25 protein-coding genes and 1 pseudogene are annotated in these 24,388 nt (G+C 35.4%); 19 read left to right on the top strand and 7 right to left on the bottom strand.

Features of this window, described 5'->3' with window-relative positions; translation table 11 throughout:
* Window positions 1–113 precede the first annotated feature (113 nt).
* Window positions 114–1,091, top strand: a complete 978-nt coding sequence (locus tag JJQ93_RS07515; RefSeq protein WP_274893294.1) for a D-2-hydroxyacid dehydrogenase — start codon at window positions 114–116, stop codon at window positions 1,089–1,091.
* A gap of 12 nt (window positions 1,092–1,103) precedes the next feature.
* Here JJQ93_RS07515 and JJQ93_RS07510 read toward each other — a convergent pair whose 3' ends face one another.
* On the bottom strand, window positions 1,104–2,996 hold the full coding sequence (locus JJQ93_RS07510; protein WP_274893293.1) for an ABC transporter ATP-binding protein: 1,893 nt from the start codon (window positions 2,994–2,996) through the stop codon (window positions 1,104–1,106).
* 126 nt (window positions 2,997–3,122) lie between these two features.
* Between JJQ93_RS07510 and JJQ93_RS07505 the strand changes: the two genes are divergently transcribed.
* From JJQ93_RS07505 to JJQ93_RS07440, 14 genes and pseudogenes are all read left to right on the top strand, one after another.
* On the top strand, window positions 3,123–3,941 hold the full coding sequence (locus tag JJQ93_RS07505) for a flagellar motor protein (RefSeq protein ID WP_013787470.1): 819 nt from the start codon (window positions 3,123–3,125) through the stop codon (window positions 3,939–3,941).
* The gene (locus tag JJQ93_RS07500) at window positions 3,928–4,653 is read left to right on the top strand and encodes an OmpA/MotB family protein (protein ID WP_085111669.1); all 726 of its coding nucleotides are present in this window, start codon (window positions 3,928–3,930) and stop codon (window positions 4,651–4,653) included. Before JJQ93_RS07505 ends, JJQ93_RS07500 begins: the two co-directional genes overlap by 14 nt.
* A gap of 79 nt (window positions 4,654–4,732) precedes the next feature.
* Complete coding sequence (locus JJQ93_RS07495; protein ID WP_013787472.1) at window positions 4,733–5,392, top strand: redox-sensing transcriptional repressor Rex; 660 nt, start codon at window positions 4,733–4,735, stop codon at window positions 5,390–5,392.
* 44 nt (window positions 5,393–5,436) lie between these two features.
* Entirely contained in the window at window positions 5,437–6,705 is a 1,269-nt protein-coding gene (locus JJQ93_RS07490; protein WP_274893292.1) for an Nramp family divalent metal transporter, read from the top strand.
* Between the two features lie 244 nt (window positions 6,706–6,949).
* Window positions 6,950–7,681: a LytR/AlgR family response regulator transcription factor gene (locus tag JJQ93_RS07485; RefSeq protein WP_274893291.1), complete on the top strand. Its 732-nt coding sequence runs from the start codon at window positions 6,950–6,952 to the stop codon at window positions 7,679–7,681.
* 31 nt (window positions 7,682–7,712) lie between these two features.
* Window positions 7,713–8,543 carry a sensor histidine kinase gene (locus JJQ93_RS07480; RefSeq protein ID WP_274893290.1) on the top strand — a complete coding sequence of 277 codons (831 nt, stop codon included), beginning with the start codon at window positions 7,713–7,715 and terminating at the stop codon, window positions 8,541–8,543.
* Window positions 8,544–8,693: 150 nt separating this feature from the next.
* Complete coding sequence (locus tag JJQ93_RS07475; protein WP_014759433.1) at window positions 8,694–8,837, top strand: hypothetical protein; 144 nt, start codon at window positions 8,694–8,696, stop codon at window positions 8,835–8,837.
* A 75-nt stretch (window positions 8,838–8,912) separates the two neighbouring features.
* Window positions 8,913–9,761: an Asp23/Gls24 family envelope stress response protein gene (locus JJQ93_RS07470; RefSeq protein WP_274893289.1), complete on the top strand. Its 849-nt coding sequence runs from the start codon at window positions 8,913–8,915 to the stop codon at window positions 9,759–9,761.
* A 99-nt stretch (window positions 9,762–9,860) separates the two neighbouring features.
* Entirely contained in the window at window positions 9,861–10,757 is an 897-nt protein-coding gene (locus JJQ93_RS07465; RefSeq protein WP_206198991.1) for a DNA-3-methyladenine glycosylase family protein, read from the top strand.
* Window positions 10,758–11,444, top strand: a complete 687-nt coding sequence (locus JJQ93_RS07460; protein ID WP_274893288.1) for a DUF554 domain-containing protein — start codon at window positions 10,758–10,760, stop codon at window positions 11,442–11,444.
* 38 nt (window positions 11,445–11,482) lie between these two features.
* Window positions 11,483–11,899, top strand: coding sequence for a HutP family protein (locus JJQ93_RS07455; protein WP_014759429.1), 417 nt, complete (start codon window positions 11,483–11,485; stop codon window positions 11,897–11,899).
* 249 nt (window positions 11,900–12,148) lie between these two features.
* A complete protein-coding gene (locus JJQ93_RS07450; protein WP_274893287.1) occupies window positions 12,149–12,979 on the top strand; it encodes a CPBP family intramembrane glutamic endopeptidase in 831 nt (276 codons plus the stop codon).
* A gap of 227 nt (window positions 12,980–13,206) precedes the next feature.
* Window positions 13,207–13,383: pseudogene (locus JJQ93_RS07445) on the top strand (helix-turn-helix domain-containing protein); the annotation flags it as partial.
* A 67-nt stretch (window positions 13,384–13,450) separates the two neighbouring features.
* Window positions 13,451–14,656 carry an MFS transporter gene (locus JJQ93_RS07440; RefSeq protein WP_274893286.1) on the top strand — a complete coding sequence of 402 codons (1,206 nt, stop codon included), beginning with the start codon at window positions 13,451–13,453 and terminating at the stop codon, window positions 14,654–14,656.
* 69 nt (window positions 14,657–14,725) lie between these two features.
* Here the strand turns inward: JJQ93_RS07440 and JJQ93_RS07435 are convergent, their stop codons facing one another.
* The 5 genes from JJQ93_RS07435 to JJQ93_RS07415 all read right to left on the bottom strand — a co-directional run bounded on the left by JJQ93_RS07435 (window position 14,726) and on the right by JJQ93_RS07415 (window position 19,332).
* Window positions 14,726–15,427, bottom strand: coding sequence for an ABC transporter ATP-binding protein (locus JJQ93_RS07435; protein WP_085111656.1), 702 nt, complete (start codon window positions 15,425–15,427; stop codon window positions 14,726–14,728).
* 3 nt (window positions 15,428–15,430) lie between these two features.
* The gene (locus JJQ93_RS07430) at window positions 15,431–16,231 is read right to left on the bottom strand and encodes an ABC transporter ATP-binding protein (protein WP_274892981.1); all 801 of its coding nucleotides are present in this window, start codon (window positions 16,229–16,231) and stop codon (window positions 15,431–15,433) included.
* Window positions 16,212–17,168, bottom strand: a complete 957-nt coding sequence (locus JJQ93_RS07425) for a branched-chain amino acid ABC transporter permease (protein ID WP_274892982.1) — start codon at window positions 17,166–17,168, stop codon at window positions 16,212–16,214. The genes JJQ93_RS07430 and JJQ93_RS07425 overlap by 20 nt, the downstream gene beginning before the upstream one ends.
* A gap of 9 nt (window positions 17,169–17,177) precedes the next feature.
* Complete coding sequence (locus JJQ93_RS07420; protein ID WP_274893285.1) at window positions 17,178–18,062, bottom strand: branched-chain amino acid ABC transporter permease; 885 nt, start codon at window positions 18,060–18,062, stop codon at window positions 17,178–17,180.
* A gap of 88 nt (window positions 18,063–18,150) precedes the next feature.
* Window positions 18,151–19,332: an ABC transporter substrate-binding protein gene (locus JJQ93_RS07415; RefSeq protein WP_085111651.1), complete on the bottom strand. Its 1,182-nt coding sequence runs from the start codon at window positions 19,330–19,332 to the stop codon at window positions 18,151–18,153.
* Window positions 19,333–19,639: 307 nt separating this feature from the next.
* Here JJQ93_RS07415 and JJQ93_RS07410 point away from each other — a divergent pair, with 307 nt between their 5' ends.
* The 4 genes from JJQ93_RS07410 (at window position 19,640) to JJQ93_RS07395 (ending at window position 22,914) form a co-directional block, all read left to right on the top strand.
* Window positions 19,640–20,629 carry an ABC transporter substrate-binding protein gene (locus tag JJQ93_RS07410; protein ID WP_274893284.1) on the top strand — a complete coding sequence of 330 codons (990 nt, stop codon included), beginning with the start codon at window positions 19,640–19,642 and terminating at the stop codon, window positions 20,627–20,629.
* Window positions 20,630–20,654: 25 nt separating this feature from the next.
* Complete coding sequence (locus JJQ93_RS07405; RefSeq protein WP_274893283.1) at window positions 20,655–21,515, top strand: ABC transporter permease; 861 nt, start codon at window positions 20,655–20,657, stop codon at window positions 21,513–21,515.
* A gap of 15 nt (window positions 21,516–21,530) precedes the next feature.
* Complete coding sequence (locus JJQ93_RS07400) at window positions 21,531–22,322, top strand: ABC transporter ATP-binding protein (protein ID WP_085111647.1); 792 nt, start codon at window positions 21,531–21,533, stop codon at window positions 22,320–22,322.
* Between the two features lie 73 nt (window positions 22,323–22,395).
* Window positions 22,396–22,914: a hypothetical protein gene (locus tag JJQ93_RS07395; RefSeq protein ID WP_274893282.1), complete on the top strand. Its 519-nt coding sequence runs from the start codon at window positions 22,396–22,398 to the stop codon at window positions 22,912–22,914.
* Window positions 22,915–22,930: 16 nt separating this feature from the next.
* Here JJQ93_RS07395 and JJQ93_RS07390 read toward each other — a convergent pair whose 3' ends face one another.
* Window positions 22,931–24,172 carry a S8 family peptidase gene (locus JJQ93_RS07390; RefSeq protein WP_274893281.1) on the bottom strand — a complete coding sequence of 414 codons (1,242 nt, stop codon included), beginning with the start codon at window positions 24,170–24,172 and terminating at the stop codon, window positions 22,931–22,933.
* Window positions 24,173–24,388: the final 216 nt, after the last annotated feature.

Below are 24,388 nucleotides of genomic sequence, written 5' to 3'. Positions count from 1 at the left end.
CTGTGCATATTGTGGAAAATTGTCTTTAAATCTGACATGATGCTGTTATGTGTCTGTGGATAACTTTGTGGATACTGTGATTAACTTTAATAGTTTGGATATTATGTAATCAAATGGAAAAAAGAAAGGGGCTTTCTATTATGAATAACATGCTTTTTCTGTCAAAGGTAGGCAAAAAGTATATTGAGGAGATACAAAGCATTGCGCCAAATTTTAATGTAATAAGCAAAGACGACGTAGAAGACATTTCCAAATATATTGAAGATGTGGAAGTGATGGTTTGCTTTGATGGAGATGCTAAAAAGGAATTGATAGACGATGCCAAAAACTTAAAATGGATTCACCTATTGAGTGCTGGTGCTGATGCGATGCCGTTTGATATACTTAAGCAGAGGAATATAATCTTGACCAATTCAAAAGGTGTTCACAAGTATCAGATATCTGAGCAAGTTTTAGGATACATGCTTTTATTTGAAAGAGGATTAAATTACTTCATAAGAAAGCAAATCAATAGAGAATGGGACAAATCTGTAAGGGTTTCTGAATTGTACGGAAAGACTGTTTGCATACTTGGCGTCGGAAGCATTGGAGAAGAAATAGCAAGGATTGCACGGGAATTTGGAATGAAAACCGTTGGAGTAAGAAAATCAGGCAAGTCAAGTCCCTTTATAGATGAGATGTACACAGATGAAAATATGATATATGCAGTTTCAAATGCTGATTACGTAATATGTGCGCTGCCTTTGACTGATGACACATACCATCTTTTGGATGCTGAGTTTTTTAAAAGCATGAAAAGCGACAGCGTATTTATAAACATCGGCAGAGGAAGTGTTGTCGATGAGGTATCCTTAATTGATGCGTTGAGGCAAAAAAACATAAGAGGCGCTGCATTGGATGTATTTGGAAATGAACCGCTTTCAAAAGATAGTCCTCTGTGGGACATGGAAAATGTGGTGATCACACCGCATACGGCAGGCATATCGCCTCGATACATGGAAAGGGCAGTGCAAATATTGAAACACAACCTTAAAGCATATATGGGCGATGGTGATTACATAAACGTCATCGATTTGAAGAAGCAATATTAAAGCGGGTATAATTTACCCGCTTAAAATTTCCCATTCTTCATACAGTTTTTCTAATTTTTCTTTTAACATATTGTATTTTGACTGTGTGTCGACGATTTCTCCAGTTTTGTATATATCGGGATTGCACATTTTTTCTTCCAGTTCTTTTATGGCGTCTTCAGTTTCTATTATCTCGTTTTCTATTCGTGCCATGTATTCCCTTTGCTTTTTGGCTTCTTTCTGCTTTAGCTTTTCTCGCATTTTTTCGTTCTTAAGCTGTGTCTTTGTCTTTTTTTCCTCTTCGTCTTCTTTTGTATTATTTTCATTTCTTTTTTCTACGTAGTACGAATAATTCCCATAGTATTCCTTAATAGAATCGCTGGACATTTCCAATACTTTTGTGGCTATTTTGTCTATAAAGTACCTGTCGTGTGACACGAATAGAAGTGTGCCACCAAAATCTAACAATGCCTTTTCCAGCACTTCCTTTGACTTCAGGTCGAGATGGTTTGTAGGCTCGTCTAAAAGTAGAAAGTTGGCTTTTGAAAGGATAAGCTTTAAAAGGGAAACTCTTGCTTTTTCCCCGCCACTTAACTTGCCTATTTGTTTAAACACATCATCGCCGCTGAACAAAAAAGAGCCCAGCATAGTCCTTACTTCTGTTTGAGTCAGATAAGGATTTTCATCCCATATTTCGTCGATTATTGTTTTCTCATCGTTTAGATTTGAAAACTCCTGTTGATAATAGCCTATCGATACATTTGTGCCTAAGCTTATGCTTCCTTCGTAATTTGCAATCTCGCCTACGATGGTTTTAAGGAGAGAAGTTTTTCCTACGCCATTAGGCCCTAAGATAGCTATTCTATCTCCTTTGTAGACTTCAAAGCTTATATTGTGAAATACAGGTTTATCGAAAGACAATGAGAGGTCAGATACCTTTAAAACATCATTTCCGCTTTTTTCTATAAAATCAAACGAAAGTTTAATTGTTTCATTGTTTATAGAAGGCTTATCTATTTTCTCCATCTTGTCCAGAAGTTTTTGCTTGCTTTCAGCCATTTTTACTGATTTTTCGCGGCGGCGATTTTTCTGTATCATTATCATTTCCTGTATTCTCTTGATTTCCTTTTGCTGCTCTTCATAAGCCTTCATCATTATGCTTATTTCTTCATTCTTTTTCTTTACGTACTCTGTGTAATTTCCATCGTAGGATTTCAATGTCTTATTTTCTATCTCAAATATTCGAGTTGCGATTCTGTCGAGAAAAAATCTGTCATGTGATATGACCATTACAGTTCCTCTAAAAAATCTCAAATACTGCTCAAGCCACTCTATGGAAGGTATATCAAGATGATTTGTAGGCTCATCTAAAAGAAGAAGGTCAGGATCTTTTAAAAGCGCCTTTGCCAGCATAAGCCTTGTCTTTTGGCCACCGCTTAAGGTAGAAACAGGTTTATCAAATTCTTCTTGGCTAAAGCCTAATCCTATAAGCACGCCTCGAACTTTGCTGTCAACCGAATAACCCTCTTTTTTGTTGTATTCATCTGTCAACTTTGAATATTCGTCAAGAAGCTTATATAATTTAGATTCATCTTTTGTATCTGCTATCAATTTTTCCAGCTTCTTTATTTCATTTTCAAGATTTTCAATGTCTTGAAAGACTGTCTTGACTTCATCGTAAATAGACTTGTTGCTTATTATATAGGCGTTTTGCTCAAGATATCCTACGCTTATTAGTGGCATCGATATGTTTCCGATGTCAGGCTGAAGATCTTTTACTATAAGCTTAAATAGAGTCGATTTTCCAGCTCCATTATCTCCTACAACACCTATTTTATCTCCTTCATTTACAATGAAAGATATATTTTCTAATATGCTATTTATTCCGTATGATAAATTTACGTTATTTGCTGATATTATAGCCATTTAATACTCCTCCTGTTATAATATAATATATCAAAGATTATGTCCTATTTAAAGTGCAATTGATATTTAATTTTTATGGTTTTGTTGCCGATATTATATATGTCAAAATTAACGAGGTGAATGTGTATGGATTTTTCGACGTTATTAGGGATTTTGTTAGGGTTTGGCTCTCTCATCTTAGCATTTGTCATGGAGGGTGGAAGCGTTGCATCTTTAATAGGTGTATCGGCAGCACTTATAGTTTTAGGTGGAACGATAGGCGCTACTATGACTTCTTTTTCGATGAAAGATATGTTGAAACTTCCGAAATTGATTGGGAAGGCTTTTAAAGAGGAAGGCAACAAATACGGTGATATAATCAAGTATTTTGTGTATCTCGCTCAAAAAGCCAGAAGCGAAGGACTTTTAAGTCTTGAACAGGAGTTGCAGTCAGATGAAATTAAAAACTACGATCCTATTTTAAAAGACTGCATTGAACTTGTCATAGATGGTGCGGATATTGAGCTTATAAGGACTACTATGGAAAATAGGATATACATAGAAGATAAAGAGCTAAAAAGAGAAGCCAGCATCTTTGAAGCTGCTGGAGGATATTCTCCGACAATGGGTATCATAGGTACGGTTATGGGGCTTGTTCACGTCTTGGGAAATCTCAGTGAACCAGATAAGTTGGGGCCTTCAATAGCTGTTGCTTTTATAGCTACACTTTATGGTGTAAGTATGGCTAACCTTGTATGGCTGCCTATAGGCAATAAGCTTAAGAACAAAGCGCAGATCAAAAAGACGGAAAAGGAGATAATCTTGGAAGGCAGCCTTTCGCTGCAGGCTGGTGAAAATCCTAAGATCGTGGAGAAGAAGTTGCTGACATTTGTAGTTGAAAGGGAATCAGTTGCTAAAGCAAAAGAACAAAGTGTGAAAGGTGAAATTGCTGATGATAAGGCATGAAGAAGATGAAGGGAAAAAGGAAAACAGCGAAAGATGGTTGCTTACTTATTCTGACATGATAACGCTGCTTATGATATTTTTTATCGTGCTTTATACTATAAGTACGGTTAATTCGCAGAAATTCCAGCAAATTGCTGCATCACTTGGTAAAACCTTTGATGGAACAAATTACGTCATAGGTCAACAAAGTGGAAATAGCATACTTGACAGCATTAAGACTACAGGTACAAATGGCACTAACGACAATTCGATTGCATCACAGCTTGACAAGCTTATAAAACAGTACAATCTTCAAAACATGGTGACTTACAAGGTGGACGAGAGAGGTTTTGTCATAAGCCTAAATGATACGTTGTTGTTTGACACTGGTTCAGCAGATGTCAAACCTGAGCAGAAAGAGACATTGATAAAAATAGGAAACATATTAAAATCGATGCCCAATTACATCCGCGTTGAGGGCTATACAGATAATGTTCCCATAAACAATAATCAATTTCATTCAAACTGGGAGCTTTCTGTCATAAGAGCCACAAATGTGGTTGAGATTTTGGTGAATGACGTAAAGATGGATCCGGCAAAAATTTCGGCTGTAGGGTATGGTGAGTATCGTCCAATAGTGCCAAACGACAGCGATAAAAATAGGCAGCTTAACAGGAGAGTTGATATTGTGATAATGAACAGCGATTACAACAAGTGGGAACCTGCTCAGTAAAAAATAGATATTTCCAGGTTGACATATTATTTACAAAGTAATATAATTTTTTTATTAGGATTTTATTTGGGGTGATTTTATGACTAAAAAGACTATAGTGCCTATGCCTGTAATAAGGAGATTGCCGAGATACCATAGATATTTAGAAGAATTGTTGAAAAATGATGTAAAAAGGATTTCATCCAGAGAGTTAAGCGAAAGGATGGGCGTGACTGCCTCGCAGATAAGGCAGGACCTCAATAATTACGGTGGATTTGGACAGCAAGGTTATGGTTACAACGTAGAAGAGCTTTACAATACTCTGACAAAGATTTTAGGCTTAGATAAGACATACAGCACTATTATCATTGGTGCAGGTAATCTTGGACAGGCTATAGCAAACTACACAAATTTTGAGAGAACCGGATTTAGCTTAAAGGGAATTTTTGATGTCAATCCAAGATTGTTTGGACTTAAAATAAGAGATATAGAGATAATGGATGTGGAGACATTAGAGGACTTTTTGTCTAAAAATAAGATAGACATTGCCATACTTTGCATACCAAAGGATAATTCGCAGATTATGGCTGATAGATTAGTGAAAGCAGGCATAAAAGCTATATGGAACTTTTCTCCTATAGATTTAAAGGTTCCCGATGACGTGATACTGGAAAATGTGCATTTAAGCGATAGCTTGTTGACATTGTCGTATCGTATAAATGAAGAAAATCTGCTTAAAGCTAAAGTCGAAGAAAAATAAATGGTACAATCCATTTATTTTTTTGTATTGCTTTGGAGGCAAACATGAAAAGATTTATAAAAACCATTGGGGATTTTTTTAAGGAAGATAGAAGTGTCGTCCCTTTCGTCAATTTTCTGAAATACGTTGGACCAGGGATATTGGTTACGGTAGGCTTTATAGATCCGGGGAATTGGGCTACGAATGTCTCTGCAGGTTCAATATATGGGTATAAGCTGCTGTGGGTTATAACACTGTCAACAATAATGCTCATCATATTGCAGCACAATGCGGCGCACCTTGGAATCGTCACAGGCTACTGTTTGTCTGAAGCTACATCCATATTTATAGACAGCAGGCTTTCGAAATTTATCCTGCTGTCGGCTGTTGCTGCATCAGTATCTACATCTACAGCAGAACTATTAGGTACAGCTATAGCTTTAAAGATGCTTTTCAATATACCTGTAAAAATCGGGGCGGTTTTAGCGCTATTAGTCATATCTTTAGTGCTTTATACAAATTCTTACAAGCGCTTAGAAAAGATCATAATCGGGTTTGTGTCACTTATAGGACTTTCATTTTTGTTTGAGGTATACATGGTGAAGATAGATTGGAAAGCAGCAGCTATAAGTTGGATAAATCCTTCAATACCTCATAGTTCCATGGTTGTAATCATGAGCGTTTTAGGTGCTGTCGTAATGCCACATAATTTGTTCCTCCATTCGGAAATCATTCAAAGCCGTCAATGGAATCTTAAAGATGAATCGGTTGTCAAAAAGCAGCTTAAATTTGAATTTCTCGATACATTGTTTTCGATGATTATAGGTTGGGCCATAAATAGTGCTATGATACTTCTTTCGGCTGCGGCATTTTACACTAAAGGCATTGCTGTGGATATGCTGGAGCAGGCAGGAGAGCTTTTGAAGCCTATTGTTGGAGGGAAGGCATCTTTGGTATTTGCAATAGCACTTTTGTTCTCAGGTTTTTCATCAACGGTAACATCTGGAATTGCAGGTGGTTCCATATACGCTGGGATTTTTAAAGAACCTTACAACATAAAAGACAAACACACGCTTACAGGAATATTTATCTCGCTTTTTGCAGCGATTATTGTAATATTTTTATTTAAAGACTCATTTCAGGTTTTGATATTTTCTCAGATGATACTAAGCATACAATTGCCGATTACAGTGTTTACTCAAATTTATCTTACATCATCGAAGAAGGTCATGGGCAATTATTCAAATGGCAAAGCCAGCAAAGCTGTTTTAATTATTTTAGCGGTGATAATAACTGCTCTAAACGTAAAACTTTTAATCGATACATTGATTTGATGGCATTCTGCATTTTCGTTCTCTATTTTGACATTTTCGTTCCAGATCGACCTTAGTTTCAAAAATTGTTGTATAATTAATGTAGAACATATTAACAGTGTAATTGAATAGGCATTTTTAATTTTTGCATAGGGAATGAGGACATCTTATTCTCTTTTTTCTATTGATTATCATTTTTTGAAGGAATTCTCTCTTTTATATCGAATATTTATATTGTTGGAAAATCATAAAGGGATGTGATGTTATGTTAAAAGCTATAATCGCTGAAGATGAAGATTCGCTTAGAAAAGAGATAAGCAAAAAAGTCATGGAGATAAGCGATGTTCAAGTTGAATACATCACAAACGAAGGAAGAGATTTATTAAATGCTATTCTAAGGGTGAAACCTGATTTAGCTATATTAGATATAAAACTTCCACAAATGACAGGAATAGAGGTAGTTAAAAACATTCGGGACGTACTACCCAATACGGAGGTCATATTCATAACGTCTTACGATGAATATATAAAAGATGCCGTAAAGCTATATGCCGCTGACTATATTGTAAAGCCTATAAATTACAACAGGCTGATTAATACTATTGAAAGGGTAAAGAGAAAATTTAGCGATTCATCTTTTGTGATAGAAGTAAGATGCGGTGAAGACGTAAGGCTAATCAATACAAATGATATATACTTTATTGAGGCCAACAGGAAGAAAACTTTTTTCTGCACTGCGTTTGAAGATTTTATGTCAAACACTTCTCTTAGCGATGTCTACAAACTCCTCAATAAAAAGGTGTTTTTTAAGGCCAGTAGATCTTATATAGTAAATCTCTATAAAGTTTATTCTATTAAATCTGTAAGTAGAACATCACTTGAAATAAGTTTTAGAGATAAAAGTAAAAAGGCATATCTATCAAAGAAATTATACAGTGAATTTAGAGATAGATTGAAAGACATATTAAGCCAGCCGGATGATATGAAAGCAAATTAGGTTGCTTGGTGATGACATGGTAAGGAAAAGTTTGAATAAGATAATTGCACTGTTTTTTGTGTATATGATTTTTGTCATAATTACGGTAAGCAACAGCATTTACTATAAACAAGGGTATTTCATGCCGGCTGATTTTAAATTGTTTTTATTCTTTACAATTTTTATCATAAATATTTTGGTTTTTACCATAATAAGGATGATATATACAAATGGGAAAAACGAGTACCAAAATATCATTAATGATTTTAAACTCAAGTTTGTAGAAGAGCAAAATAATTTATACAGAAAAAATAAACATGAATTGAAGAACAATATACTGATTTTGTATGAATTGATAAGACAAATGAAGTACAAAGACGCTGAAGAATTTTTAAAGACTTACATTGACGACATAAGCAGCAGCCTTATAAAAGTTGACACTGGAAATGACATATTAGATCTTCTGTTGTATTCTAAAATAAGCAAGGCGATGAAAAAGGATATATCCGTTCGATTTATTTGTACGGTTGATTTGAAGATTAGGCAGAAAGCGGTTAATGATGTATGCTCTATTTTGGGAAATTTGATAGATAATGCTACAGAAGAATGTGAAAGGCTAAAAAAGGATAGAAAGATGGAGATAATTTTAAATTCAGATCCAGTTGACTACATCTTTGTTGTCAAAAATACCTGGGCTGTCAGTGATTATGTTAAACAAAACATCTTATGTGATGGCTTTACAACGAAAGGCACTGGAAGGGGCAATGGGCTATCTATCGTAAGGGATATTGTTAAAAGATATGATGGGGATATAAACATAAATATCGATGATGAATATTTTTCTGTGACTGTCTTAATACCGTCTTATGAGATAAACGAATGATAATCTTTTCGTTCCTTAAAATGACATTTTGATTCCTAAGTCCACATTTTTACCGATAAAAGTTGTATAATCATACGTGATGGCACAATAAAACATTTTGATTCACTTTCATTGAGGCCATTATAACTCATGTGAAGGTGGGGTGAAAAGATGGATATGCAGTTGACTTTCATAGCTGTAAGCATAGTCATCTTAGTGTTTATAATAACATTTTCTAAAAGCAATATAGACATGGAATTTGCCATTAAATTTTTACAGACATTGGTAAAACTAAGCATAAAAAAGAAGAATTAAATTTTTATTGCAAAATCTAATTGTTGCCGTATAATATAACCTATAGTCATCATTTTTAATCATGGAGGGTATCAATTGAAGGTATATTCTTTTGTTGGAGCCAGTGGAAGCGGCAAAAGTCATCATGCGTCAGTTGTTGCAGGGAAATACGGTATAAAGTACATCATAGATGATGGCCTTTTAATATGTGAAAACAGGATCGTATCGGGATCTTCTGCCAAAAGAGAAAAGACAAAATTATCAGCTATAAGAAGGGCCATTTTTACAGATGATGAACACGCCAGAGAGGTTAAAAAATCGATTGAAGAAATAAATCCAGATAAAATATTGATAATAGGAACGTCTGACAAGATGGTGGACAAAATCGCTGAAAGGCTTAATCTACCGCCTGTTGCTGAGCGAATATATATAGAAGATATATTATCACATGATGAGATAGAGCTTGCAAGAAAGAAAAGATATGAGGAAGGTATGCATGTAATACCTGTACCGACATTTGAAGTCAAAAAGCATTTTTCAGGGTATTTTATAGATCCATTGAGGATATTTAGACGAAAAGAGATAGACTTTGAGAAGACGGTAGTGAGGCCATACTACAGCTATCTTGGCAAATACACAATCTCTGAAAATGTCATAAATTCTATTGTATTAAATGAAGCGAAGAAATTTGAAGGCATTTATAAAATAAATAAAGTCATAACAGAGAACTACACAGAAGGAATAATAATAAAAATAGAGATTGTAATGGTGCATGGTACGCCTATAAACAGCGTTTTAAGAGGAGCGATAAAAAAGATAAAAAGTGTTGTAGAGTACATGACATCTTTAAATGTGCTTGACATAAAGATTCACGTTAAATCACTTTATATAAAAGGAAATGACAAGATACTTAAAACCCGAGAAATACTTGATAAAGGCAAATAAGCCTTTTTTTTATCTTCAAAAAATTATATAATAATTGTAGAGGTCAGTAAATATTATGTAGTAAGGCAGTAAAAAACCTATATGTGGGTGATGAGGAGAATGAGATATTTAGTTGAGCAGTCCGGTTCTAAGGTTATAGTGCATGGAATCAAGGATTTTAACCTTAAAGAGACATTAGAATGTGGACAATGTTTCAGATGGAATGAAGAAGATGATGGAAGTTATACGGGGGTCGCATTTGACAGAGTAATAAATGTAAAATTAGATGGAGATATATTGACGATTGATAATACCACTTTGGCAGATTTTAATGATATATGGTATGATTACTTTGACTTGGGCAGAGACTACGGCAAGATAAAAGAGACACTTTCGCAAGACGAGATTTTAAAAGCAGCCATAAAGTACGGCGAAGGCATAAGGATTTTGCGGCAAGACACGTGGGAGACGCTTATATCATTTATCATATCTCAAAACAATCGGATTCCACAGATAAAAAAAGTCATAGAGAATTTAAGCAGGTTATTGGGTCATCCTATTGTCTATAGGGATAAGACTTATTATACATTTCCTAAAGTTCAAGATTTCATAATGGCAGATATGGAATTGCTAAGTAAAAGTAAATGTGGCTTCAGATCGAAGTATATAATCGATGCAGCGCTAAAAGTATTTAATGACGAAGTAAATCTTTTTGAGTTGCAGCTTTACGATACTTACGATGTACGTAATATACTTATGAGCATAAGAGGTGTAGGGCCAAAGGTTGCAGACTGTGTCATGCTTTATTCCATCGGAAGATATGAGGCATTTCCGACAGATGTGTGGATAAAGCGAGTTGTAGAATTTTTATACCTAAAAAGGAAGACAAATAATTCTGATGTGCAGAATTTTGCAAAAGAGAAGTTTGGCGATTTGTCTGGATTTGCGCAGCAGTACCTTTTTAATTATGCAAAAGATCATGTATCAAAAGACGTGTTTAAAGAGAGGAAAAATTAGATGATTGGGACTTTTGTCAATGCAGCATCTATTGTCGTGGGTAGTTTTGTTGGCACTTTATTTAAAATTGGAATTCCAGATAGAATAAAGTCAACGGTTATGCAAGCCATATCTTTAAGCGTTTTGATAATAGGATTTGACAGCGCATTGAAATACAAAAATTTGCTACTGGTGATAATAAGTTTGGCGATAGGCGGCATTGTAGGTGAACTGCTGGACATAGAGAAAAAGCTTAACCAATTTGGCGACTTTTTAGAGAGAAAATTATCGAGAAACGGTGAAAATAAGATAAGCGAAGGCTTTGTGACAGCAAGCCTCATATACTGTATTGGCGCGATGGCTATTGTGGGAGCATTAAAAGACGGTTTACAAGGTGATCACAGTATACTTTTTGCCAAATCCATGTTGGATGGCATATCATCTATAATATTTGCATCTACATTAGGGATAGGTGTCATGATATCATCCATAAGTGTCCTATTATATCAAGGCTCTATAACTTTGTGTGCATCGCTTCTTAAAGATTTATTGACTGCTAACGTGATAGCGGACATGTCTGCCATTGGTGGCGTCTTGATAATAGGCATATCATTAAATATGCTGAATTTGACGAAAATAAAGATTGGGAACTTGCTTCCGTCAATATTTATACCTATTGTATACGAAATAATACTGAAAGCATTTTAAATGATGAAGGAGGTGCCCTTAAAAAGGGCTGTTGAGTTATGAAAGAAATAAGAAGCATAGATGTTGCGAGAGTAGCCATAAGGATGGCTATGTCAAGGAGAGAAGATGAAGCCGTATTAAAGGAGAAGTATGGAAAAGAGGGCATCAAGGTAGCGGCGGTAGATTATGGCGGCGAATACATTAATTCAATTTCAAAGATAATAGAAAGGGCAGTTGTAGCGGCAAAAAGAGAAGGAGTCGTAGAGGACAACCATGTAGGAGAAGGGGCTGTTGCAGGTGCAACACATGAGGCAATAATGCAGCTAAAAGATAAAGCTATGGGGCTTAATATAGGTGGCAAGATTGGAATAGCATTTTATGGCGAACACCTTTGCGTCTGTGCATTTTTCGCCGTTGGAATGCTAAACTTAAACGAAGTTGCCATTGGACTTGGGCATAGATCTCTTAAGTATTGATGGTACATGCTTCCCTTAAAATAGATAGTTTAATTTAAGGGAAGCATTTTTTACGCTAATAAATGGCATTAAGCCATTATATTTATCCGAACAATTTAGATCTAAAATTTTTTATTTTGAAGCGCAATAAAAACAAAAAAATATATTGCATTTGAATCTCAATATGATATAATAAACATACAATACAAAATTTGGTTCCAGCAAGAATGCTTATAATTTTCGTATAAAATTAGACAAAAGGTGTAAAATATGATAAAAAAGCTAAGTGCTTTAATTTTAATATTTTTTATTTTTGTCATGGCTTTATATTTTTATCAATTTATAATGATGTATTTGTTTGAAGGTATATATCATTTTTTTAATATAAGAAATAATGATCCATTAGTTATGACAAGTAGCAATTTAGTCTACAATTTTATTACGGAAATTTTGTTGTTAGTTTTAGCTATATTTTTACTAAAAAAATTTAATTATATAAAATTTATTAAGATGTCTTTTAAATCTATAATTAAAGCATTTATATTTATGTTATTATCGCTGACATTTACTAAGTATATACTAGATATATTTAAAATATATAATATTTTTTTGTTGTTCGATTTTAAGAATATTATTGCAAACTGGAACAAGGCAGACTATATTGTTGCAATATCACAAATGATTTTATTTATTTTAGTTGCTTTATCAGAAGAATATTTATATAGAGTCACTCTTTATTTTAAAATATCTGAAATATTAAATTTAAAAAGCAACATCTTAAAAATAGTATTTAGCGTGATACTAACAAATATTTTATTCTCAATTATCCATTATCCTATACGTCATTATAATATTTCTAAACTTTTTGAAATATTTATAATAGGTATATATTTCAGTTATCTTTTTTTACGAAGTGGCAATATATATTTGGCTTGTATGATGCATTTTTATTTTGACTTTCCGATTTTAACAACAATTAATATCGGGTATTACCATTATGAGGAAATTATTCTTTTAATTATTTCGATTATGTTAATAGAAAGTTATTATATGGTTAAACACTTTTATCTAAGACTATATAGCAGATACGAACAAACTTAGACTATATTATTTTTATAAGATATGGAGGATAATATGATAAAAGGAAAAGAATTAATAAAAATATTTGTAAGTATTTTTACAATAAAAAATTTACGGAAAAGAAAATTTTAACTTAAAATAATCGTTTTTTGACTTTTCAAAAAGTTTATTTGTTGCATTATAAGAAAGGAAAGACATGTTAATTTAAGACTTAAGACAGTATATAAAAAAGAAAGTGGGAAATTTATATGGAATTTTCAACTCAAGGTGAAAGACTAAAGAAAATTAGGAAAATGCTTAAGATGAAACAGAGAGAACTACAGGATAAAAACATTACCAGAGGCTTTATAAGCATGATTGAAAGCGGTAGAAGCACTATGAGCAAAGAAACAGCTTCTGTCATAGCAGAGAAATTTAATGATCGATGAGATTGTAATATGTAGAAAGAAACAGAAGTTTCAAAAATACTTATAAATATTAAAGGAGAAAGCGATGAATAAAAATATTAGGTTATTACTTTTTGCAAAATGGATTTCTAATTTTGGGACACAGCTTCATAGCCTTGCTTTTCCTATAATTGTATACAATCAGACTCATTCGTCTACTATATTATCATTGGCCTTCATTGCTGAAACATTGCCATGGCTTTTTATAGGACCAATTATTCATCATATTTTAAGTAAAAAGATGTCTGATAAATCTATTTTAGTTTTATGTGATCTAATGAGATTTTTGATTGTCATTGGGATATTAAATTTTATTAAAATACCATATATCGTCTTATGTCTGATATTTTTCTTAGGCTGTTTTAATTCAATATACGGTTCATTTAGAACAAGTATAATTAAATCAAATACAGATGATTTAACTTTGACTAAAACAATTGGGATTTCTTTAGGAGTAGATGATCTAATTAATATGCTAGCACCGGCTTTTGGTGCATTGTTGATTTCTTTAGGCATTTTACCTACTATTTTTTTAATGGCAGATTCAGTTAGCTATTTATTGAGTGGATTTTTGATTTTAAAAATTCAGAGTCATGAGGACAAACATTTATCAGAAAGCGAAAGCAATCTAAATTTTTATCATCAGGCAACTGAAGGCTTTCATACTATATGGAATAATATAGAGTTAAAATGGCTTGTTATACTTGAAGGTATTCGCTCACTTGTTGAAGGTATTTCCATACCTCTTTTGATACTTTATGTTACGCAAATTCTTTTAAAATCGGAAACTACTTTTGCCTGGTCAAGAGCGATTTCGTCTATTTTTTCTATTTTAGCATCATTGATGTATATCAAGTTTGAAGCGAAATTGGCGAAAGGAAAATTTGTTAATATCGGAACTGCTTTTCTAACAATTTCTCTATTATCAATGGCATTTTTTAATGAGATATACGTGTTTTATTTAGCATCTGCTTTTTTAGGAATAGGCATGGGAATTCGCCAATTGGTTTCAGAAAATTTATTGATCAAACTGACTGATAATTGCAAATTGCCTCAAGTGACATCTGCTTTTAATGCATTTATATCAAGTCTTTATCTTTTAGGCTATGGAATTTCAATTTTCCAACGAGAAGGAATTTCGGTGGTATATTTTTTTGCTATAAGTGGATTTTTATTGCTATTAGGATATTTCTATAAAGCACCATCAACTTTAAAACATGCTTTGCTGCTGCAAAGGGAATTGGAAAATTGATTTTAACGGAAAGCTTTTATCTGGCATAAATAAATTGCCATAAAAGAGGGTTCATTGCGAACCCTCTTTTTAACCTCCTAAATACGACTTTTTAACCCTTTCATCGTTTTTCAAGACAGATGCAGCACCTTCAAGTGAGATGTTGCCTGTCTCAAGGACGTATGCTCTGTCTGCAATGGATAGAGCCATTTTAGCGTTTTGCTCTACCAGAAGGATGGTGGTGCCGTCTTCATTTATGCCTTTTATCGTCTTAAATATGTCTTGCACTACGATGGGTGCAAGTCCCATTGATGGTTCGTCTAACAAAAGCACTTTTGGTTTTGACATCAATGCACGCCCTATTGCCAGCATCTGCTGCTCACCACCGCTTAAAGTGCCGGCAATCTGTTTATGCCTTTCTTTTAGACGTGGAAATAGGTGAAATACTTTTTCTATGTCGCTTTTTACCATTTTGTCTTTCCTGAGATATGCTCCCATCTCAAGATTTTCCATTACAGTCATGTTGGCAAATATTCTTCTTCCTTCTGGCACTTGGCAGATGCCCATATCCACTATATTTTGAGCAGGTTTTTTTGTTATGTCTACATCATCGAATTTGATGTAGCCTTTTTTTGGTTTCAATATGCCTGATATTGTCATTAGAGTAGTGCTTTTGCCTGCGCCATTTGCACCTATTATCGTAACAATTTCACCGTTATTTACTTTTAAATCAATGCCTTTTAAGGCATTGACCATTCCATATGATACGTTGAGGTCTTTTACCTCTAACATGTTTTAAGCACCTCCTTCAATTGATAAAATTTCACTTTCATCAGGACTTTCTTCTCCAAGGTATGCAGCTATTACTTCTGGATTTTTCTTGATTTCGTCTGGTGTGCCATGTGCTATTATTTTTCCGTAGTTCATGACGTATATGTCTTCGCAAAGATCCATAACCAATGACATGTCGTGCTCTATCAAGAGTATTGTTATGTCAAATTTGTCCCTTATGAATCTGATTGTGTCTGTAAGCTCTTTTGTCTCTTGCGGATTCATCCCTGCTGCAGGTTCATCCAGAAGCAGAAGCTTTGGCTTTGTTGCCAGTGCTCTTGCTATTTCAAGTCTTCTCTGTTCGCCGTATGGCAGATTTTTGGCAAGGTTTAAGGCGTGCTTATCAAGATTGAATATTTTAAGGAGATCCATCGCTTGTTTGTCTTGTGTTTTTTCTCCATCTAAGTATTTCTTGTGCTGAACAAAGGAGCTTAAAAGTCCGTATTGCACGTGAATGTGCTGAGCTATCTTGACATTGTCAAGGACAGTTAGGTTTTTAAATAGACGTATGTTTTGAAATGTCCTTGCTATGCCAAGCTTTGTGTTGTTATACGGTTTTGTTGATACGTTTTTTTCGTCAAATGTCACTTTTCCTGATGTAGGCTTGTATATACCGGTTATTATGTTGAATACTGTTGACTTTCCAGCACCATTTGGTCCTATAAGTCCTGTTAAAGAGCCTTGTTCCAGTTCTATGTTGACATCTATCAGGGCCTTTATGCCGCCAAAGTCTATAGATACGTCTTTAATTGACAGTAAACTCACTGCTTTTCTCCCCTTTCTTGAATAGTTTTTTGAGAGAAAATTCTCTTGTACCCATCAACCCTTCTGGTCTAAATAGCATTACGATGATCAAAAGGAGAGCGTATATGACCATTCTTAGTGCAGCATAATCCTGCAAAAGTGCATATACAAAAGTCAAGAAGATAGCTGATAGGATGGACCCTGTTATGCTGCCCAGTCCTCCTAATACAACCATTGTTAAGATATCGAATGATTTCATGAAGTTGAATGTTTCTGGCTGTATGATGTAGAAGTTGTGAGCATAAAGGGCACCGCCTATTCCTGCGAAAAATGCACCTATCGTGAATGCCAATGTCTTGTAGAAAGTTGTGTTTATGCCCATAGATTCGGCTGCTGTCTCGTCTTCTCTGATTGCTACACAGCATCTGCCGTAGCTGGAGTTTATGAAGTTTCTGATTAAGACGACGGTTATGACTGCCATCCAGAATACCCACGTCCAGTTTGTGTACTTTGGTATTCCAGATAGGCCGCTGGCTCCACCCACGTATTCGGTGTTTAAAAAGATTACCCTAATTATTTCTCCGAATCCAAGTGTTGTTATAGCAAGGTAGTCTCCTTTTAATCTCAATGATGGTATTCCTATCAAGATTCCGGCTATGCCTGCTGCTATGCCTCCTACTAATAATGCAAGTGGAAATGGAAGTCCTAATTTGTACGTTATGATAGCTGATGTGTATGCACCGATTGACATGAATCCTGCATGTCCTAAGGAGAATTGTCCTGTAAATCCATTTATAAGGTTAAGGCTTACAGCAAGTATTACATTTATGCCCATGAGAACGATGTTTATTTCGTAATAGTCGTTTAATATGTTTGTCGACAGCAAAATCTGTATTATGGCGTAAAAGACCAACAGCCCTAAAAATATAAGTAATCTGTTTTTCAATATTTGCTTCAACTTTACCACCTACACTTTCTCTCTTACATTTTTGCCAAAGAGTCCTGTTGGCTTTATTAGCAATATGATTATGAGTATTGCAAATGAAACGCCATCTCTGTATAGGGAGCTGCCATAGCCTGAAACAAGTGCTTCTATGACACCCATCAAAAGGCCTCCTACCATAGCACCTGGTATTATGCCTATTCCTCCCAATACTGCTGCTATGAATGCTTTTAAGCCTGGCATTATACCCATTAAAGGATCTATGGAGTTGTAGTATATGCCAACTAAGACACCTGCGACAGCGGCAAGGGCAGAGCCTATGGCAAATGTGAATGAAACGGTCCTATCCACATTTACTCCCATAAGCCTTGCAGCATCAGGGTCTGTGGAGACAGCTCTCATGGCCTTTCCCATCTTTGTCTTGTATATGATAAGCTGAAGTCCCACCATCATGATTATGGATACGACAAATATGACGATCTGCTGGTTTGATATGGTGATTACGCCGTTTAAAAATGAGTACATGTGCTGCTTGAAAATTTGAGGATACGTTCTGACTTGCGGAGATAAGAGGATTATGCCTCCGTTTTCCAGTAAAAGTGAGACGCCGATGGCTGTAATCAATATTGAGATTTTTGACTTATCTCTTAATGGCCTGTATGCCACACGCTCTATTGTCACGCCAAGTATAAGGCTTACCAGCATTGCCAATAGGAGAGATGGTATAAATCCAAGGTGAAAGTATGTGGATGCGAAGAATCCTGTAAATGCACCTACCATGTATATATCACCATGAGCGAAATTTATAAGTTTCATTATGCCGTAAACCATGGTATATCCAAGGGCAATAAGCGCGTATATACTGCCTAAAGATAGACCATTTATAAGCTGCTCAATAAATGTCTTCATAAATATCACCTCAAGTTTAAATATATTAAAATATATGCGGCCACAAGGTGACCGCATTGCCGTATTTTCTAAAGTTATCTTACGATTTTTATTCAGCACTTACTTTTTTCTTAAGTGTCTGTTTACCGTCCTTCAATTCTATTATTACTGTCTGTTTTATAGGATTGTGTTGTGTATCTATCGAAATATTGCCTGTAACACCTTTGAAGTTTTTCAGATTTGCCAAGGCTTCTGTTATTTTTGCCGGGTCAGTTGAATTTGCATTTTTTATCGCTTGTACCAACATGCCTGCTGAGTCATACGCCAAAGCGGCAAAAGCATCAGGTTCTGTACCGTAAGCGTCTTTGTACTTCTTTATGAAGTCTTGAACAGTCGGATCTGGATCTGTCGATATGAAGTGGTTGCTGTAATAGACGTTGTTTAATGCAGATGCACCTGCTATCTTCAGTAGATCAGGTGAATCCCAGCCGTCACCGCCAAGTAAAGGCGTATTTATACCCATCTCTCTCGCTTGCTTAGCTATCTTTGCCGTGTCTTGATAGTATCCAGGTATGAATATGACGTCAGCATTTAACCCCTTTATCTTAGTAAGCGTCGACTTAAAATCTTGATCGCCTGCAACGTAAGCTTCTTGATCTATCACTTTTCCACCAAGTTTTTCGAACTGATCTTTGAAGCTTTGAGCAAGGCCTTTGCTGTAGTCGCTTTTGTCGTCAATGTATATGACAGCAGTTTTTGCACTTAGATCTTTTGCGGCAAATTCGCCCATCACTTTGCCTTGATATGGGTCTGTGTAACATGCTCTGAATATTTCGCTTTTTACTTTATTTGTGTTTGGATCGACAGTTACATCAAAAGACGTGCCAGATGGGGTTATAAGAGGTATGTTTTTGCTTAATGCAATTGAAGAAGCTGCTTTTGTGTTACCTGTTGTTGCAGGTCCTAATATTGCCACTACGTTGTCTTCAACGATAAGTTTTGTAGCCTGATTTATTGATTCATCTGTTGCGGATTTGTTATCAGCCTTGATAAGGTTAATCTGTTTTCCAAGAAGGCCACCGTTTTTGTTTACATCATCTACATACAGTTTTACCGCGTTGTACTCAGAAGTTCCGTATGAGGCTACCTGTCCTGTCAATTCAAAAAGGGCTCCTACGTTTATTTTGTCGCTGCTTGTAGCGCTGGTGTTTTTGCTGCAGCCTGAAAACAAAAGTGAAGCTGTCATTACGATGCCTAAAAGCATTGATGCTTTTTTAAACGAATTTTTCATAGAAATCCTCCCATTTTTTAAAAATTTAATAAAATTAAAATTTTTCTCTACCGGTAGAAAAATTAAAGAAAACAGACGATAAATTTACTATAATTATACTTTATTGATGATATTTACATCAAGATTAATTATTTTAAGGCATATTCAAATTTTCTAATAAATATTACAAAAAACTTTTATTGACTAATAAATGTTTTTATCTTACTATTTTATTAATTAATGAAAATTTTATCAAAAGTGTCATTTGAAATTTAGCATGGTAGCACGGTAGGATTTTTGTTGTTGCCATGCAAGGGGAGGAGTTTTTATGAAAAAGTCTATCTTTGCTTTGGCAGCTTTTTTTATAATATCTTTTGCCGTATCTGGATGCCAAAGCAAGGCAACGTCTACTGGTAGCACGGGAAAGATGATAACAATTGGCATCACACAGATAGTTGAGCATCCAGCGCTTGATAGCGCAAGAGAAGGGTTTATAAAAGCTTTGAAAGACAATGGCTATGAAGAAGGGAAGAATGTCACATATATCAAGGAAAACGCTCAAGGTGATATGTCGACGGCTGAGACAATAGCCAAAAAGTTCGTTGATAAAAATGTCGATTTAATTTTTTCCATAGCAACGCCTACTACACAGGCAGTTAAAAAAGCCACTTCTACTATTCCAATCGTGTTTACTGCTGTTACAGATCCTGTTGCTGCTGGGCTTGTAAAATCGTTGGATAATCCTGGCGGAAATGTGACTGGTACTTCCGATATGGAGCCTATAAATGATCAGTTAAAATTGATAAAGGACTTGATTCCAGATGCTAAAAGGATAGGGATAATATACAATGCAGGTGAAGTCAATTCTACAGTTCAGGTGAAGATTGCGAAAGACGATGCAGCAAAATTAGGCTTTAGCGTAAAAGAAGCTACTGTATCAAATAGCAGCGAAGTAAGCCAAGCGGCACAATCTTTAGTAGGGAAAGTTGATGCCATATGGCTTCCGACAGATAACACTGTTGCTTCTTCTGTTGCGGCTATAATAAAGGTCACTAATTCAGCGAAGATACCTGTAATAGCAGCAGAAAAAGGAATGGTTGAAGGCGGCTCATTGGCTACGCTTGGTATAAGTTACAGCGACTTAGGCTATCAGGCAGGTTTAATGGCTATTAAGATTTTAAAAGGTGAAAAGCCTGCCAATATAAAAGTGGAAACTGCTAAGAATCTGCAGCTTATACTAAATCAAAAAGAAGCAGATGCTATTGGTTTTAAAATACCAGATTCTATCATGAAGAAAGCACAAGAGGTCATCAAATAAATAGATATAATTGGGGGTCTATACAATGTCTTTTGCCATTTCTACATTAGAGCAGGGGCTTGTCTATGGCATAATGGCACTTGGTGTCTATATATCTTTTAAGATAATAAATTTTGCTGATTTGACTGTAGAGGGCAGCTTCACTTTAGGGGCTGCCGTTACAGCAAAACTTATAACAAGTGGTTCAAACCCTGTTTTTTCTATTTTTATTTCCATCATTGCTGGGGGATTAGCTGGCTTAATCACGGGATTTTTGAATACGAAGCTAAATATCACGGAGTTATTAGCAGGTATACTTACGATGACTGCTCTTTACTCTATAAACTTGCGCATAATGGGAAAGTCAAACATACCTATGCTTAGCAATAGATCTATATTTGACTACTTTGATTTTGCAGGAAGCTATAAAAACATACTATTTTTTGGACTTATTGTTGTTTTTATGTTGCTTTTGACAAATTATTTTTTGCAGACGCGGACGGGATTTGCTCTAAGGGCCACAGGAAACAATCAGCAGATGGTTCGCAGCATGGGAATAAACACAAATGCTACGATTACGCTGGGACTTGTAATATCAAATGCTTATATTGCTTTGGCAGGATCGTTAGTGTCGCAGTATCAAGGCTTTGCCGATGCTGGCATGGGCATTGGAACACTTGTTGCAGGACTTGCTTCTGTCATTATCGGTGAAGTATTGATAAGAGAGAGAAATATATTGTGGGCAGTGATTTCTGCCGTCGTAGGATCGATAGTCTACAGGAGTGCAATAGCAATAGCCCTTACAATAGGATTTAATCCGACAGATCTAAAACTTTTGACTGCCATATTAGTAGTTGTGGCATTGTCACTGCCTGGATTGAAGAAAATTGTTTTAAGCTCTAACTGAAAAGGGGGATTTACAATGTTAAAGCTTATAGATGTGGATAAATATTTCTATAAAAATACCCCTAATGAGATTCAGGTATTCAATAAATTGAATCTCGAAGTAGATGACGGTGATTTTATAACGATTGTGGGCAGCAATGGCGCAGGCAAATCTACGCTTCTCAATCTGATAGCTGGAGCGTATCCTGTTGACAGTGGTTCTGTCGTCATCGATGATTTGGATGTGACATCGTATCCTGAATATAAAAGGTCCAGGTATATAGGCAGGGTATTTCAAAACCCTCTTTTAGGAACAGCTCCATCTATGACGATTGATGAAAATTTATCAATTGCTTATTCAAAAGGCACTGGACTAAACCTTAAAATGGGGCTTAACAAGAAAAATAGGGAATTTTTCAAGGAAAAGTTGGCTGAATTAGGATTAGGTCTGGAAAACAGATTGAAGACGAAAGTTGGGCTTTTATCTGGAGGACAAAGGCAAGCATTGACACTTCTTATGGCTACATTTGCAAAGCCTAAGCTGCTTTTATTAGATGAACACACCGCTGCTTTAGATCCAAGGACTGCTAATATAATAAATGAAATTACAAATAAGATCATCTACGAGAATAAGTTGACTACGCTTATGGTTACTCACAATCTTGAGCACGCTTTGGAATTTGGAAATAGGATAATAATGATGCATCAAGGACGTATCGTGCTTGATTTGAAGGAGGAAAAGAAAAATCTTACTGTAGATAAGCTTTTAAAGATGTTTAATGAGGTCAATGGTACTGAATTTGTGGATGATAGGGTGATGTTGGCATAGGATTTACTCACACCCGTTTCTCGTTGTGAATATAATGAGATTAAAAGGATTCAACGAGAAATGAGGTGTTTTAATGGATAATGAAGATATTAAAAGTTTTGATGCGATGGATGAAGAAAAATTGGAAAAATTGATGGATGCGATATCGCCGATTTTAGAGGAGATGGAGACAGATACACAGCCTATTTATATAGCAAAGTTCATACTTTTTGTTTTTTTACTTATCTTGATTAACGATACAAAATTTTCTGTCATTGCACTGAATGCACTTTTGGCTGCTTCGGATATTGTTTCGTTTTTTCCAGCCATATACAATATTTATTCTGCTGAGCCGATTTCCCTCGAGGCGCCAGATGAAAACAGCAAACTTCCGAAGCTTGTATTTCCTCCGCCAACAGGCATAAGTATGGATACCTTTTTTGGTTTTACATTGCTTTCCATTTTTACGCTATTAGGCTTTTCAAATCTTCAGTATCTATATGCGATTTATGCGGCACTGACGTATACATTCATACCAGGTGCTACGGCTAACTTGATAAGAGGCTTGCCGACGCCTACTCCAATGGATAAAAATGATGTGAAAAAAGATTAAAGTATGAGGTATTGCCTCATACTTTTTTTAATGCCATTTCTACATTTATCATCCCATATCCTTGTGAATAGTACCTGTAGTGGTCTACATTTGTGGTAGTAGATTTTAAGATGTTTTTTATTTGGTAATTTGTCAGTGAAGGATTTTTTTCCAAAAGAAGTGCTGCTGCTCCGGCTACAATTGGTGTTGCCATTGATGTACCAGATGCCGTTCTGTATGATTTGTTAAGAAGGATGTTGTCGTCAGTTCCTATTGGAACATTTCCTGATGCGGCTGAAACGATCTTTACGCCAGGTGCTACTACATCAGGTTTTGGCAAGAAAGCGGATCCTCTTCCTGAGAAATTGGCAATCTCATCGTCTGAAGTGTCAACAGTTCTTTTGTCATCAACTGCACCAACTGTTATAACATTCATGCTGTTTCCCGGAGATGTTATAGAGTTCATAGACGGCCCCGAATTGCCAGCCGCTACTACAACAACCAATCCACTTCTCCAAAGCCTATCTACTCCTTTGACAAGAGGGTCTAAAAAAGGAGGCAATGATGGTGTTTCACCGATGGAAAGTGAAACAATTCTTATATTGTATTTATCTTTGTTGTCAAGTATCCACTGCATACCTGACAGTATATCTGATGTTGAACCGCTACCTCTGGAATCCAAAACTTTTACTGATACTATATTTGCTTCAGGTGCTACACCTTTGTACTTGCCATCTGATAAATAACCGCTGGATGCGGCATCTCCTGCCACATGGGTACCGTGGCCGTTGTCATCGTATGGACTTTTTTTCCCGTTTACAATGTCGTGAAATGCAATTATTCTGTTTTTGGGTTTAGTGAAGTCTGGATGAGGGTAAATTCCTGTGTCTAAAAAAGCTATTGTTACGCCTTTACCAGTGTATCCATGATCATTTGCCTCTCTTGATTTGATTTCCTGTGTGGCAATGTTAAGCTGTGTTTTTACAGTTGAATCTTCAGCTATAAATTTTATGCCTTTATTTTTTGCGATGATGTTTAGCTTATTGCACGGTATGTTTACAGCCCAACCGTTGATGATAGGCAGTTCGTATTTTATCGTTCCTCCAATTGATTCTATCTTTTTTTTAAGCGCATCATATGGCAAATTGGAATACACAATAGCGCTAACACACTCACTTCTATATGTGTAAGCTTTTCGTAGTAGCCTCGAGTCTATTTTGCTTTTGGGATAAAGGCTTTGAATAACACCTGATAAAATTAGCGCAGAAATTATATCCATAAATTAAATCCCCCTTTCTTATATCAGAATATGTTTAAGGTAAATTTTTGTTAGTTTTTAAATTGGAAGTGTCACAAATATTGGCGGTGTCATATTATGTATTAGGTCAAAAAGACCTGACATAAATCTTGCGAAAGGGGGATATTTATATGCCCACAGAGAAAGGTGCATCATGGATAGGCGGTGGATGGTTCTGGATTATAATTATAATACTTC

It is taken from the genome of Thermoanaerobacterium sp. R66, assembly GCF_028895185.1.
In the GTDB taxonomy this organism is placed as follows: domain Bacteria; phylum Bacillota; class Thermoanaerobacteria; order Thermoanaerobacterales; family Thermoanaerobacteraceae; genus Thermoanaerobacterium.
Note: the sequence above shows the minus strand (reverse complement) of the source record. Positions and strands in the feature narration are given on the sequence as shown.

What these genes read in the sequence shown, in the direction of transcription:
- JJQ93_RS07485 (WP_274893291.1), top strand. Translation starts at nt 6,950, where the DNA reads ATGTTAAAAGCTATAATCGCTGAAGATGAAGATTCGCTTAGAAAAGAG.
- JJQ93_RS07475 (WP_014759433.1), top strand. Translation starts at nt 8,694, where the DNA reads ATGGATATGCAGTTGACTTTCATAGCTGTAAGCATAGTCATCTTAGTG.
- JJQ93_RS07410 (WP_274893284.1), top strand. Translation starts at nt 19,640, where the DNA reads ATGAAAAAGTCTATCTTTGCTTTGGCAGCTTTTTTTATAATATCTTTT.
- JJQ93_RS07395 (WP_274893282.1), top strand. Translation starts at nt 22,396, where the DNA reads ATGGATAATGAAGATATTAAAAGTTTTGATGCGATGGATGAAGAAAAA.
- JJQ93_RS07405 (WP_274893283.1), top strand. Translation starts at nt 20,655, where the DNA reads ATGTCTTTTGCCATTTCTACATTAGAGCAGGGGCTTGTCTATGGCATA.
- JJQ93_RS07420 (WP_274893285.1), bottom strand. Translation starts at nt 18,062, where the DNA reads ATGAAGACATTTATTGAGCAGCTTATAAATGGTCTATCTTTAGGCAGT.
- JJQ93_RS07515 (WP_274893294.1), top strand. Translation starts at nt 114, where the DNA reads ATGGAAAAAAGAAAGGGGCTTTCTATTATGAATAACATGCTTTTTCTG.
- JJQ93_RS07505 (WP_013787470.1), top strand. Translation starts at nt 3,123, where the DNA reads ATGGATTTTTCGACGTTATTAGGGATTTTGTTAGGGTTTGGCTCTCTC.
- JJQ93_RS07500 (WP_085111669.1), top strand. Translation starts at nt 3,928, where the DNA reads ATGATAAGGCATGAAGAAGATGAAGGGAAAAAGGAAAACAGCGAAAGA.
- JJQ93_RS07390 (WP_274893281.1), bottom strand. Translation starts at nt 24,172, where the DNA reads ATGGATATAATTTCTGCGCTAATTTTATCAGGTGTTATTCAAAGCCTT.
- JJQ93_RS07455 (WP_014759429.1), top strand. Translation starts at nt 11,483, where the DNA reads ATGAAAGAAATAAGAAGCATAGATGTTGCGAGAGTAGCCATAAGGATG.
- JJQ93_RS07415 (WP_085111651.1), bottom strand. Translation starts at nt 19,332, where the DNA reads ATGAAAAATTCGTTTAAAAAAGCATCAATGCTTTTAGGCATCGTAATG.
- JJQ93_RS07460 (WP_274893288.1), top strand. Translation starts at nt 10,758, where the DNA reads ATGATTGGGACTTTTGTCAATGCAGCATCTATTGTCGTGGGTAGTTTT.
- JJQ93_RS07490 (WP_274893292.1), top strand. Translation starts at nt 5,437, where the DNA reads ATGAAAAGATTTATAAAAACCATTGGGGATTTTTTTAAGGAAGATAGA.
- JJQ93_RS07465 (WP_206198991.1), top strand. Translation starts at nt 9,861, where the DNA reads ATGAGATATTTAGTTGAGCAGTCCGGTTCTAAGGTTATAGTGCATGGA.
- JJQ93_RS07450 (WP_274893287.1), top strand. Translation starts at nt 12,149, where the DNA reads ATGATAAAAAAGCTAAGTGCTTTAATTTTAATATTTTTTATTTTTGTC.
- JJQ93_RS07400 (WP_085111647.1), top strand. Translation starts at nt 21,531, where the DNA reads ATGTTAAAGCTTATAGATGTGGATAAATATTTCTATAAAAATACCCCT.
- JJQ93_RS07435 (WP_085111656.1), bottom strand. Translation starts at nt 15,427, where the DNA reads ATGTTAGAGGTAAAAGACCTCAACGTATCATATGGAATGGTCAATGCC.
- JJQ93_RS07495 (WP_013787472.1), top strand. Translation starts at nt 4,733, where the DNA reads ATGACTAAAAAGACTATAGTGCCTATGCCTGTAATAAGGAGATTGCCG.
- JJQ93_RS07510 (WP_274893293.1), bottom strand. Translation starts at nt 2,996, where the DNA reads ATGGCTATAATATCAGCAAATAACGTAAATTTATCATACGGAATAAAT.
- JJQ93_RS07440 (WP_274893286.1), top strand. Translation starts at nt 13,451, where the DNA reads ATGAATAAAAATATTAGGTTATTACTTTTTGCAAAATGGATTTCTAAT.